Source organism: Pseudomonas fjordensis (genome assembly GCF_976987115.1).
In genome coordinates this window covers 519,862-532,689 of record NZ_OZ336860.1, presented here as the reverse complement: position 1 = coordinate 532,689, position 12,828 = coordinate 519,862, and the positions used below count along the sequence as shown (strand labels likewise).

8 protein-coding genes are annotated in these 12,828 nt (G+C 60.8%); 4 read left to right on the top strand and 4 right to left on the bottom strand.

Annotation, left to right across the window (positions count from 1 at the left end; genetic code table 11):
• Positions 1-10: 10 nt before the first annotated feature.
• The 3 genes from aceF to msrA all read left to right on the top strand — a co-directional run bounded on the left by aceF (position 11) and on the right by msrA (position 5,466).
• Entirely contained in the window at positions 11-1,657 is a 1,647-nt protein-coding gene (aceF, locus tag ACWHXD_RS02270; RefSeq protein WP_054918893.1) for a dihydrolipoyllysine-residue acetyltransferase, read from the top strand.
• A gap of 395 nt (positions 1,658-2,052) precedes the next feature.
• A complete protein-coding gene (locus ACWHXD_RS02265) occupies positions 2,053-4,746 on the top strand; it encodes a putative bifunctional diguanylate cyclase/phosphodiesterase (protein ID WP_032893899.1) in 2,694 nt (897 codons plus the stop codon).
• 72 nt (positions 4,747-4,818) lie between these two features.
• The gene (gene msrA / locus ACWHXD_RS02260) at positions 4,819-5,466 is read left to right on the top strand and encodes a peptide-methionine (S)-S-oxide reductase MsrA (protein WP_032893900.1); all 648 of its coding nucleotides are present in this window, start codon (positions 4,819-4,821) and stop codon (positions 5,464-5,466) included.
• A 137-nt stretch (positions 5,467-5,603) separates the two neighbouring features.
• On the opposite strand, the gene ACWHXD_RS02255 is transcribed toward msrA, so the two are convergent.
• The 3 genes from ACWHXD_RS02255 to ACWHXD_RS02245 all read right to left on the bottom strand — a co-directional run bounded on the left by ACWHXD_RS02255 (position 5,604) and on the right by ACWHXD_RS02245 (position 9,284).
• Positions 5,604-6,440 (bottom strand): 23S rRNA (adenine(2030)-N(6))-methyltransferase RlmJ, encoded by an 837-nt coding sequence (locus ACWHXD_RS02255; protein ID WP_138761700.1) that lies wholly within the window; start codon positions 6,438-6,440, stop codon positions 5,604-5,606.
• A gap of 97 nt (positions 6,441-6,537) precedes the next feature.
• Complete coding sequence (locus ACWHXD_RS02250) at positions 6,538-7,263, bottom strand: DUF4123 domain-containing protein (RefSeq protein WP_032893902.1); 726 nt, start codon at positions 7,261-7,263, stop codon at positions 6,538-6,540.
• On the bottom strand, positions 7,263-9,284 hold the full coding sequence (locus ACWHXD_RS02245; protein ID WP_138761701.1) for a type VI secretion system Vgr family protein: 2,022 nt from the start codon (positions 9,282-9,284) through the stop codon (positions 7,263-7,265). The genes ACWHXD_RS02250 and ACWHXD_RS02245 overlap by 1 nt, the downstream gene beginning before the upstream one ends.
• A gap of 348 nt (positions 9,285-9,632) precedes the next feature.
• Here ACWHXD_RS02245 and ACWHXD_RS02240 point away from each other — a divergent pair, with 348 nt between their 5' ends.
• The gene (locus ACWHXD_RS02240; protein WP_032897632.1) at positions 9,633-10,580 is read left to right on the top strand and encodes a hypothetical protein; all 948 of its coding nucleotides are present in this window, start codon (positions 9,633-9,635) and stop codon (positions 10,578-10,580) included.
• A gap of 441 nt (positions 10,581-11,021) precedes the next feature.
• Here ACWHXD_RS02240 and putP read toward each other — a convergent pair whose 3' ends face one another.
• Positions 11,022-12,506 carry a sodium/proline symporter PutP gene (gene putP, locus ACWHXD_RS02235; protein WP_032893906.1) on the bottom strand — a complete coding sequence of 495 codons (1,485 nt, stop codon included), beginning with the start codon at positions 12,504-12,506 and terminating at the stop codon, positions 11,022-11,024.
• Positions 12,507-12,828: the final 322 nt, after the last annotated feature.

Sequence of the window (12,828 nt, the reverse complement as noted above, 5' to 3'; positions counted from 1 at the left end):
GAGATTTTTTGTGAGCGAACTCATTCGCGTACCTGACATCGGCAGCGGTGAAGGTGAAGTAATCGAGCTGTTTGTGAAGGTCGGCGACACCGTCGAAGCCGACCAGAGCATCCTGACCCTGGAGTCGGACAAGGCGAGCATGGAAATCCCTGCTCCCAAGGCCGGCGTGGTCAAGAGCCTGAAGGTGAAGCTGGGCGACCGCCTGAAAGAAGGCGACGAGCTGCTGGAACTGGAAATCGAAGGTGCTGCTGATGCAGCCCCTGCGGCCGCGGCTCCGGCCGCCGCTGCACCTGCACCTGCTGCTGAAAAACCTGCCGCTGCCGAGGCTGCTCCAGCCCCCGCTGCTGCACCTGCCGCCGCGACCGTCCAGGACATTCACGTTCCGGACATCGGCTCGTCGGGCAAGGCCAAGATCATCGAGCTGCTGGTCAAGGTCGGCGACACCGTCGAAGCCGACCAGTCGCTGATCACCCTGGAGTCCGACAAGGCCTCCATGGAGATCCCATCGCCGGCTGCCGGCGTGGTGGAAAGCATTGCGGTCAAGCTGGAAGACGAAGTCGGCACCGGTGACTTCATCCTCAAGCTCAAAGTACAAGGTGCTGCGCCAGCCGCCGCACCAGCACCGGCTGCTGCTCCGGCGGCCAAGGCTGAAGCGGCACCTGCCGCTGCTGCCCCTGCGCCGGCCGCAAAAGCCGAAGCTGCGCCAGCCCCTGCGGCTGCTGCACCTGCGCCAAGCGGTGCCAAGGTTCACGCCGGCCCAGCCGTGCGTCAGTTGGCCCGTGAATTCGGCGTCGAGCTGAGCGCCGTCGCGGCCAGCGGCCCTCACGGCCGTGTGCTGAAGGAAGACGTGCAGGTTTACGTCAAAGCCATGATGCAAAAAGCCAAGGAAGCTCCGGCTGCCGGCGGCGCTACCGGTGGTTCGGGCATTCCGCCGATCCGTACCGTGGATTTCAGCCGCTTCGGCGAAATCGAAGAAGTGCCGATGACCCGCCTGATGCAAATCGGCGCGGCAGGCCTGCACGCCAGCTGGCTGAACATCCCGCACGTGACTCAATTCGACCAGGCCGATATCACCGACCTGGAAGCGTTCCGCGTTGCGCAGAAAGCCGTGGCCGAGAAGGCCGGTGTGAAGCTGACCGTGCTGCCACTGCTGCTCAAGGCCTGTGCACACCTGCTCAAGGAACTGCCGGACTTCAACAGCTCGCTGGCGCCAAGCGGCAAGGCGATCATTCGCAAAAAGTACGTGCACATCGGCTTTGCGGTCGACACCCCGGATGGCCTGCTGGTACCGGTCATCAAGAACGTCGATCAGAAGAGCCTGCTGCAACTGGCTGGCGAAGCGGCCGCACTGGCTGCCAAGGCCCGTGACAAGAAACTCACCCCGGACGACATGCAGGGCGCCTGCTTCACCATCTCCAGCCTCGGCCACATTGGCGGCACTGGCTTCACGCCAATCGTCAACGCGCCGGAAGTGGCGATCCTGGGTGTGTCCAAGGCCACCATCCAGCCTGTGTGGGACGGTAAAGCGTTCCAACCCAAGCTGATGCTGCCACTGTCGCTGTCCTACGATCACCGCGTGATCAACGGCGCCGCGGCTGCGCGCTTCACCCAGCGCCTGAGCCAGTTGCTGAACGACATCCGCACCATCCTGCTGTAAGGCGCAAGGCCTTCCTGTTACCGGGAAGGCCCTTGCCACACCGATTTCCGAGCGCCACGCTCGTACCTCAACCCCGCCACTTGGCGGGGCTTTTTTTGCCTGTGTTTTCTGTAGGAGCGAGCTTGCTCGCGAAGATCGTCAACGATAACGCAGGTACTCTGGTTAAACGCGGTGTTCTGGCGTTTTTCGCGAGCAAGCTCGCTCCTACAGAGAACAGGTGTGAACCACCGATCACCCCAATTACAGAAATCACCCATGCGGCCGATAACAGGCTTATAGCACTTAGCCTTCATCCTCTCTTGTCACTGCGTGCTGCATGATGCAACCTTGCCGCAGTCGACAGTCAAGAGGGCGTGAGCCCAGCGCAGTGCGCATTTTCCCAAGCGAGTTTCCCCATGAAAAGCCAACCCGATGTCGCCCGTATGGCGGCCGAGGTAGTGACGCAATTACCGGTGCCTTCGCGCCTCGGTATGCTGCGTTTCGAGCGGCTTAATGAGGCAAGCTGGGCCCTGCTCTACCTCGACCCCAATTGCGAGCGCCAGTTTGGCCTGCCAGCGGTTGAACTCTGCGCCTTGATCGGCACGCCCTACGCCAGCCTGATGGAACCCCAGGCGCGCTACCAGTTGCACGATGCGATCCAGCAGCAACTGGCCCACAGCCCCCATTATCTGGTGCGCTACACCCTGCACACCCATGACGGCCCGCTGAGCGTTTTGGAGATGGGCGAAGCCTACAAACAACATAACCGCCACCTGGTGCGCGGCTACCTGATGGTGGTCGAGGGGCTGTTCAGCGAGACCAGCACGCCCGCCCCGACCGTCGACCTGGAAAACCAGAACAGCCGCCTGCAAATCGCCCTGGAGCTCAACCAGCGAGCGCAGCAGGAACAGTTGCAGCACCTGGAGCGAGTACGTGCCCAGCAGGAGTTGATCCTGCTGCTGGCGCGCCAACGCTACACCACGCCCAACTCCCTGCAAGAAGCCGCTGAGCTGATCACGCGCAGCGCCTGTGACATCTACCAGATCGACTGCGCCAGCATCTGGAACCTCGAAGGCCATCACCTGGTACCGATCTCCGCCTATCACCGCGCCGATCAACAACACCACCTGCCCGAAGCCATCGACGCCAGTGGCTTCCCGGATTACCTGGAAGCCCTGCATTCGAGCCGCGCCATCGATGCCACCCACGCCCTGCGCGACCCACGCACCCGGGAAATGGCCGAAAGCCTGCGCGCCAAGGACATCCACGCGATGCTCGACGCCAGCATCCGTGTCGACGGCCAGGTCGTCGGCGTGCTGTGCCTGGAACAAGGCGGCAGCCCGCGCGCCTGGCAGTCCGATGAGATCGCGTTTGCTGGCGAGCTGGCAGACCAGTTCGCCCAGGTCATCAATAACCACAACCGCCGCACCGCCACCAGCGCCCTGCACCTGTTCCAGCGCGCCGTGGAGCAAAGCGCCAACGCGTTTTTGCTGGTCAATTGCGACGGCGTGGTGGAGTACGTCAACCCCAGCTTCACCGCGATCACCCAGTACAGCGCCGAAGAAGTCCACGGCCATCGCCTGGCCCAACTGCCGGCCCTGGAAAACCTCAGCGAGTTGCTGTTCGACGCACCCTCGGCCCTGGCCAAAAGCAACAGCTGGCAAGGTGAGTTCAAGAGCCGCCGCAAGAACCTGGAACCCTACTGGGGCCAGCTGTCGATTTCCAAGGTGTATGGCGACAACCGCGAGCTGACCCACTACATCGGCATCTACGAAGACATCACCCAGACCAAGCTCGCGCAACAGCGCATCGAACGCCTGGCCTACACCGACAACCTAACCAACCTGGGCAATCGCCCGGCGTTCATTCGCAACCTCGACGAGCGCTTTGCCCGCGACAGCGACAGCCCGATCAGCCTGCTGTTGGTGGACATCGACAACTTCAAGCGCATCAACGACAGCCTCGGCCATCAGACTGGCGACAAGTTGCTGATCAGCCTCGCGCGCCGCCTGCGCAACAGCTTGAGCAGCGGCGGCAGCCTGGCGCGTTTCGCCAGTAATGAATTCGCGGTGCTGTTGGACGACGCCGACCTGGAGACCGGCCAGCAGGTGGCCAGCCAGTTGCTAACCACCCTCGACAAGCCGATGTTCGTCGACAACCAGTTGATCAGCGTCACCGGCTCCGTGGGCCTGGCCTGCGCGCCGCTGCATGGCCGCGACCCGCAAACCCTGATGCGCAACGCCGGCCTGGCCCTGCATAAGGCCAAGGCCAACGGTAAACACCAGGTGCAGGTGTTTACCGAAGCCCTGAACGCCGAGGCCAGCTACAAGCTGTTCGTGGAAAACAACCTGCGCCGTGCCCTGACCCAGAACGAGCTGGACGTGTTCTACCAGCCCAAGCTGTGCCTGCGCAGCGGTCGCCTGCTGGGCATGGAAGCGCTGTTGCGCTGGAACCATCCGGAAAAAGGCATGATCCGCCCCGACCAGTTCATCAGCGTGGCTGAAGAGACCGGGCTGATCATCCCTATCGGCAAATGGATCGCGCGCCAGGCCTGCCGTATGAGCCGGCAATTGACCGCCGCAGGCCTGGGCAACTTGCAGGTGGCCATCAACCTGTCGCCCAAGCAATTCTCCGACCCGGATCTGGTGGCGTCGATTGCCACCATCCTCAAGGAGGAAGAGCTGCCGGCCAACCTGCTGGAGCTGGAGCTGACCGAAGGCCTGCTGCTGGAAGCCACCGAAGATACGCGCTTGCAACTGGACCAGCTCAAGAGCTTCGGCCTGACCCTGGCGATGGACGACTTCGGCACCGGTTACTCGTCGCTGAGCTACTTGAAAAAATTCCCCATCGACATCATTAAGATTGATCGCAGCTTTATCCATGAAATCCCGGACAACCAGGACGACATGGAAATCACCTCGGCGGTGATCGCCATGGCCCACAACCTCAAGCTCAAGGTGGTGGCCGAAGGCATCGAGACCGCTGAGCAGCTGGCGTTCCTGCGCCGGCACCGTTGCGACGTGGGCCAGGGCTATCTGTTCGACCGCCCGATCCCGGGTGCCGAGCTGCTGCACAGGCTTAAACGCTACCCGCGCGGGCCAATCGCCTGACAGCGCTGTAACACTCGGGCACACTGGCTGTCTGACAATTTACTGTTACTCAACCTGACGAGAGGACTGATCATGGTCTTGCGCTCGGAAATTCTGGTGAACAAAAACGTGCTGCCTACTCAAGAACAAGCTCTGCCTGGCCGTGAAACCCCGATGAAGTTGCCCGAAACGCACTTCGTCAACGGCAACCCACTGCTGGGCCCGTTCCTGGATGACGTCGGCTTTGCGATCTTCGGCCTGGGCTGCTTCTGGGGCGCAGAACGCAAGTTCTGGCAGCGCGACGGCGTGGTCAGCACCGTGGTCGGCTACGCAGGCGGCTTTACGCCCAACCCGACGTATGAAGAAGTCTGCTCGGGCCTGACCGGCCATAGCGAAGTGGTGCTGGTGGTGTATGACCAGGCCAAGGTCAAGTACGAAGACCTGCTGAAGATGTTCTGGGAACTGCACAACCCGACCCAGGGCATGCGCCAGGGCAACGACATCGGCAGCCAGTACCGTTCGGTGATCTACGCCACTACGCCTGAGCAACTGGCGGCAGCCAAGGCCAGTGCCGCGGCGTATCAGCAAGAGCTGAGCAAGGCCGGCCTGGGTGAGATCACCACGGAAATCGAAGAAGCCCCGACGGTGTACTTCGCCGAGGCGTATCACCAGCAGTACCTGGCGAAGAATCCCCAGGGTTACTGCGGGATCGGCGGAACGGGCGTGACCTGCCCGATCTAGGAAGCTACACAAATCAAAATGTGGGAGCGGGCTTGCTCGCGAAAGCGGAGTATTAGTCAGCAAATTCAGTGACTGACACTCCGCTTTCGCGAGCAAGCCCGCTCCCACATTGGGTCCTGCGTTTGGATTTAGATCGGTTATTCGGCGATGAGCCAATCCATCTGCCAGCCACCCTGGGTCTGGCCCAGTTGCTTGGACAACCACGGCAGCAACTCCCGCAGCTCTTCTTCCAAGCCCCACGGCGGATTGGCAATCGCCAGGCCCGAGCCAGTGAGGGTATTGGGCGTGTCCAGCGGATGCACCAGCAACTCCACACGCAGCAGCTTCGGCGCACCGGTACCGGCCAGGTCCTGGTAGAAACGGCGCAACATGCGCTGGTCTTTCACCGGGTACCAGATCGCCGCCACCGTCTGGCGCATACGGCTGACGGCTTCCTTGAGGGATGCCGCGCAACGCTGCATTTCGTCGAGCTTTTCAAACGGCGGGTCGATCAGCATCAGCGCGCGCTTTTCCGGCACTGGCAGCAAGGCCCGTGGCACATGCCAGCCTTCGCCCAAGTGCACTTTGACGCGGCGATCACCCTTCATGTTGTCCTTGAGCAGCACGCCATCTTGCGGGTGCTTCTCATTGAGCAGCACACGGTCCTGGGGCCGCGTGAGGCGGCGCGCCAGTTCCGGCGAGCCGGGGTAGTAGCGCAACTGGCCATCCGGGTTCATCTCGTGCAGCACGCGCATGTAGTCGGCGGTGAGCGGCGGCAGGTCGCTTGCGCCCCACAGGCGGGCGATGCCTTCCAGATACTCACCAGTGCGGTTGGCCTGGTCGCCCTGCAGGTCGTACAAGCCAATGCCTGCGTGAGTGTCGAGGTAGGCGAACGGCTGTTCCTTGCGCGACATCAGGGCGATGAGGCGGGTCAAGGTCAGGTGTTTGAAGACATCGGCATGGTTGCCGGCGTGAAAGGCGTGACGATAATTCATGGTTGCTCCTGCGCAGGGGGCGAAGTTTACCTTCTACCGACGCAAAGGTGCAGGGCCGCACGGCAGGCGGCACGGATGTCACGCTATCACCAGGGGCTCAACCGAGTTGCGAGGCAAGGTAATCAGCCAATGCGCCATGGCTGATTTGCGGACTGCGTGCGAAGTAAGCGACCTTGTGCTGCAAGGTGGCTGGCGTAAACGCGGTGTAGAGGTCAGGGCGCTGTTCCTGGAGCCATTGCAGCAGATTGTCGACCAGCACCTGCGGTGACTGCTGGGCCATGTGCGTCAGCAAGCACGCCGGTACCTGCCACCAGGGGCTGGCTGGGGCCGCAGCGACTGACCTGGGCGCCACGGACAGCGGCTGGCCGTTGACCAGGTAGCGCTGGAACACCGGAAACACACGCGCCGCCTCGTCGCCTAATGACTGCAACATCGGCAAAAGGTGCGCGCCGTCCCAGAAACGCAAAAACACCGTCTCGTTTTCCGGCAGGTACACATGGGTCAAGCCCTGCAAATGCGCGACCACCACGTCCAGCGGGCTGGATGAGACGGCCAGCCAGCCCCAATCCGTCGCTTGGGTGGTGGCTATCCACTCGAGAAAGGCACTGCCCGGTTCAACGATGCCCACGTAGGGCATGACCTCATCCCAGTTGGCGTAGGCCGTGCCCGCCCAGATCGGTCGCGGCATCTTTGCCGCGGCCGTGGCTTGCCAGACGGCGAGCGGCCTGGAGTCGCTGGCATTGCCCAGCACGGCGTACAGCTGTTCATCTGGCTGCAACGGGTATTGCGCCAGCCAGGCACTGGGCGTCAAGGGTGCAGGCATCAGGACGCACTCCGCACATGGGCGCCGATGTCACACTGGCCGTTCTTGCAGCGCTCGCATTCTTCACAGAACGGCGCGCTGCGTTTCAGGCTGACCACTTGTGCGCGGCTTAACGGCGCGGGCACCACCGTCAATAAAGTCTCGTTCAATCCAGGCATCAACGGCGCCGGTGTCGGGGCAGGCGCGCTGCCGAGCTGAATCGGCACGCTGCTGAATATCCCGCCCGCCGATAACGTGATCGACTGCCCGCCCGCCTGGATCGTCACGCTGGCACCCGCATCAATGATGATGCTTTGCCCGGCGCCCAGCGTAAGGGTCTGCCCGGCCCGCATGTGTTGCGAACCGCCGACCACCAGATGGTCATCCTGCTTGAGTTCCGTCAAACGGTTGCCATGGGTGATGCGCTGCTCCTGGCCCTGCAACTCATGGCGCGACTCGCCGCCTACCCGCACATGACGCTGGTTGTCGACCTGTACCTGCTGGTCATGCAGCACATGCGCGGTCCAGTCCCGCTGGGCGCGCAGGTAGATTTCCTCGGCGCCCTTGCGGTCCTCGATACGCAGTTCGTTATAGCCTCCACCGCCCGGGCTGCTCTGGCTACGCCAGAGACTGCGGGTCTTGTCCGCGGGCAGGTCGAGGGGCACAGGCGTGGCGGCGTTGGGCAGGCACCCCACCACCAGCGGCAGGTCCATGTCGCCATCGACGAACCCCACCAGCACTTCCATCCCGACCCTGGGGATCAGCACCACACCATAACGGTCATGGGCCCAACCAGTGGCAACCCGCAGCCAGCAACTGGAATGGTCGTTGTGCTCGCCGACACGATCCCACGCCAGTTGCACCTTGACCCGGCCGTATTCGTCACAGTGAACCTCACTGTCAACCGGGCCAGTGACCACCGCGCTTTGATACCCCGCTACCGTCGGGCGCGGCTGCTCTGGCAAGGGCGGACGAAACACCGCATCCCATGGCGCGGCCACAAATGCGTTGCGATACCCCTGGCGCAGCTCCCCACCGTCCTCCTCGGTGACTGCCTCCTCCAGCACTTGGGGCTGTTTGCCTTCATGGCGCACCTGCGTCACTAGCCACAAGTCATTCCAGTCCTCGCGGGGGTGCTCACGCAACTGCAAAAACCGGCCACTGGCCAACGCCGGCTCATCGCCCTGACCATGGGCACTGCGATAGTCGCTGCGGTGCCGCTCCAGGCCACGCTGGGCGAGATATTTGCCATGGGTGCGGTCGGAAAAATTACCAGGGTAGTGCTGCGCTTCAAGCTTGGGCAATGACGCGTCGACAGCCGTACTTTCCAGCTCGACATGGGGTTTGCGAAAGTCGTAATCGCGCAGGTTCAGCGCCGTGGTCCGGGTCGCCAATTGCAAGGTGAAGCGCTTGATCGCGGGGGTCTCGGCCACCATTCCCGAACCTGGCCGGTAAGGCGTAGGCTGATCCATCTGGGCAAACACCGTCTGGTCATCGCCAAACACCAGCAGGTGCCCTTCGGGGGAATGCTGGAAGTGATAGTGAATCCCCAGCTCGGCACACAGGCGCTGGATGAACGCCAGGTCGCTCTCGCCGAACTGCACGCAATATTCACGCTCAGGGTAATCACCGCTCAGCCGGAACTCGAAACGGTCACTGTGAATCCCCTGCCCGGCCAGCACCTGGGCAACAATCTGCGGCACCGTCTTATGCTGGAAAATGCGCTGGTGGCTGCTGTGCGCCAGGTACGCCACATGCGGCGCAAGGCTGAGTTGGTAGCGCGTCAGGCGCCGGCCCGAGTCGCCCTGGGCAACCCGATACACCAGGCCATGAACGCCATGCCCCTGCTCATCGAAGCCCAAGTACACCTGGCGATGCAGCAAGCCCTCCAGGTCGATATCCGGCTGCTCGCAGACCAGCTCAAGTTCAAACCGGTAAGGCTGGCTGATGGCCTCGGTGCCGTTGAACGCGAACACCTTGAAGTCACTGGGCGACCCGTCCAGGGCCAGGGTAAATGCAGGTTGGTTGGCAGGAGCGAACATCCGGTGTTTCTCTGCGAAGGGTGGGCGGTCGATTCTGCACCAGCTTACGGCCGGCCTGAGCTCATACCGGGTAAATCAGTAAGGTCCTACCGCCGTCTTCATTTGATGGGGGGGTAGCCGCGTGCTGAAGCCCCATTGCGCTAAAAATCCACACGTCTGACAGAATATTACGGCAGCCCAGTAGCCTGTTTCCCAAACGTAAAAACACCACCCCGAAACGCCCCTCCATAACCACGACACCCTCTCATCACCTGTTTAAATTGCGCAGCCATGTTCATTCAAAAGGAATGTTTTCATGGCAGGCAATCGCCACTCTTCGAGCCGATCACTATTGCTGGGGAATCTGTAATGTCCCAGCCCTATGCGTTTATCAATGACCAGCAACAAACCTCTGTGGAACTCAAGGCCAAATTACGCTTAGGAAAGCACGCCGAAGCCAAGTTCGACGCGCTCAACGCGCACATTCGCAATGTGGTGGTGCTACCGGGGCAACTCGTCATTATCGGCGACGACACTACCGCAGCCTGTACCCTGGAAGAGTCACGCTTGATGCGAGCCGCCTGGGATATTCGCCACAGCGTGATGGCCGAAGGCGGGGATGCCTTTGCAGTGCACAACTATGATTTGCTGCAAAAGCTGCTGGGGTATACCTCACTGGGTATAGGCACGGCAGGTGATGCCTGGAGCAAGCATTTGCAAGACATTGCAAAAACCCTGGAAGAAATTGATGCCCTGCATAAACAGTCACTACGCCGGGGCGGTGGTGCCGCCAGAGAGGAGTTTCTCGCACGACGCCGAACACTGTTTGCAAGGCTGGACGCTCAACTGCGGGGTTTTGCGCGTTATGGCACGGGGCTGCGCAATGAAGGCTCGATCAAGAAAATGCTAGGTGTCTCGACCAGAAGCTATTTGCATACGGGGGAGATAAGCCGGTATCAAGAGACCATCGCACGGATTTCGAAGACGGCGAAGCTGCTTAAAAACGGGACGCCGTTGGGGATAGCATTGAGTACGACGGTGACGGCGCTGGAGATAAAAGAGGCGTGTTCGACCGGGAGAGAGGAGCAGTGCAGGAAAGCCAGATATGTAGAGCTGGGAAAACTGAGCGCAGGAGTTAGTGGAGGCTTAGCGGGTGGTTTTGGCGGGACAGCACTGTGTATTTTTTTATTAGCTCCTAGTACTGGCCCAGGGGCTCTAGCCTGTATGTTAGTTGCCGGGGGCCTCGGCGGGGCAGCAGGAGGGCATTTTGGCGGCACGGCTGGCGAAAAGGTAGGTGAGTTTTTGTATGAGTATTGAGGCGTTCATGAATTGGCCCCCAATCATATTGGTCGCCATTAGCTCAATATCTGCAGCAATCATCTCAAACATACTTATGTTCTTTTTGTGCTACCGAAAACTCGAGACCATGGAAGCGCTCCTGGACAAATGTCGCCTGGTCGCCGTCCACAGCAGTTATTTGAGAAATTCACCAAGGGAAAGGATAGCGAGGCTTTGCGCAGTATATTGCGTCATTGCGCTACCCCGATTTAATGCTTGGCGAGGCGTCGCTGACCTAGAGCAGGCGCGGGCCTTTCCACGTCAAACAAAGCTTCTGCTCCATCTAACGTTCTTTCTCTGCACGCTCGGCTTGTCAGGGATGGTCGCCATCTCCTTTATTGATCCAGTAAAGTAAAAAAGGCCCGCGATCATAATACGCGGGCCTTTTGTTCATCCTCTAAGCGCTGAGCGCCCAGCGAATTACTTGTTCAAGTTGTAATCTTTTTCCGCAGCATCAAAACGCTCGACCATACCCACCGTCGGTGCGCCCATCTTGCTCACGAAGTAGATCGCCAGGCTGGCGAAGATGAAGCCTGGGATGATTTCGTACAGGCCCAGCAATTCAAAGTGTTTCCACACGATCACAGTGATTGCGCCGACCAGGATGCCAGCCAGTGCGCCGTTGCGGGTCATGTGTTTCCAGATTACCGAGATCAGTACCACAGGGCCGAAGGCTGCACCGAAACCGGCCCAGGCGTAGCTGACCAGGCCCAGTACGCGGTTTTCCGGGTTGGCGGCCATGGCGATGGCGATCAAGGCCACGAGCAGCACCATCAGGCGACCGACCCATACCAGTTCACGCTGGGACGCGCCCTTGCGCAGGAAAGCCTTGTAGAAGTCTTCGGTCAGGGCGCTGGAGCACACCAGCAATTGGCAGCTCAGGGTGCTCATCACCGCCGCCAGAATGGCCGACAGCAACACACCGGCAACCCATGGGTTGAACAGGATCTTGGCCAGCTCGATAAACACGCGCTCTGGGTTTTCAGTCACCGGGCCTGCCACTTCCGGGTGCGCCGAGAAGTAAGCGATACCGAAGAAGCCCACTGCCACGGTGCCGCCCAGGCACAGGATCATCCAGGTCATGGAAATACGACGCGCCTTGGCGATCGACTTCACCGAGTCCGCCGCCATGAAACGCGCGAGGATGTGCGGTTGGCCGAAGTAGCCCAGGCCCCAGCCCATCAGCGAAATAACGCCGATGAAGGTGGTGTTTTTCAGCATGTCGAAGCTGGTCGGGTCCTTGGCTTCAATGGCCAGGAAGGTGGTGTCTACGCCGCCGGTGGCCAGCAGCACAATGATCGGCGTGAGGATCAGCGCGAAGATCATCAACGTGGCTTGTACGGTATCGGTCCAGCTGACTGCCAGGAAACCACCGATGAAGGTGTAGGCAATGGTCGCTGCAGCACCGGCCCACAGCGCGGTCTCGTAGGACATGCCGAAGGTGCTTTCGAACAGGCGGGCGCCGGCAACGATGCCGGAGGCGCAGTAGATGGTGAAGAACACCAGGATCACCACGGCGGAGATGATCCGCAGCAGGCCGCTTTTATCTTCGAAGCGGCTGGAGAAGTAATCCGGCAGGGTCAGGGCGTCGCCGTTGTGTTCGGTCTGCACCCGCAGGCGGCCGGCCACGAACAACCAGTTGAGGTAAGCACCGACGATCAGGCCGATGGCAATCCAGCTTTCCGACAGACCGGACATGTAGATCGCGCCCGGCAAGCCCATCAACAGCCAGCCGCTCATGTCGGAAGCACCGGCGGACAGAGCTGTCACCACGCTACCGAGGCTGCGGCCGCCCAGGATGTAATCGGAAAGGTTGTTGGTGGAGCGATAGGCCATCAGGCCGATCAGCACCATTGCTGCGATGTAGATCACGAACGTGATCAGGGTTGGATTACTAACGCTCATAGGAGTGACGCCCTGGCTTTGTTTTTATGTAGCGACGGTCATAGGGACGGCCACCCGTGGATAACCGGATAGACGAACCTGCATGCCGCGCATTTATGACTGGCGTTTCCCCAGGAAAGCCGCCAGCCGATGAACCCACCCACAGGGTTGGTTGCACCTTGGTGCGCGAATGCTATTCAACAAAGCAAATAAGGTGCAACCAGTTTCTGCCGATTAAGTTGCACCCAAGTATGTTTTAGGACAAAAGCGCTTTTTTTGCTCCTTTTCGGAGCAAGAACAGCCGATCTCAGAAGCAAATGCACCAGCGCGGAGCGGATTCGGT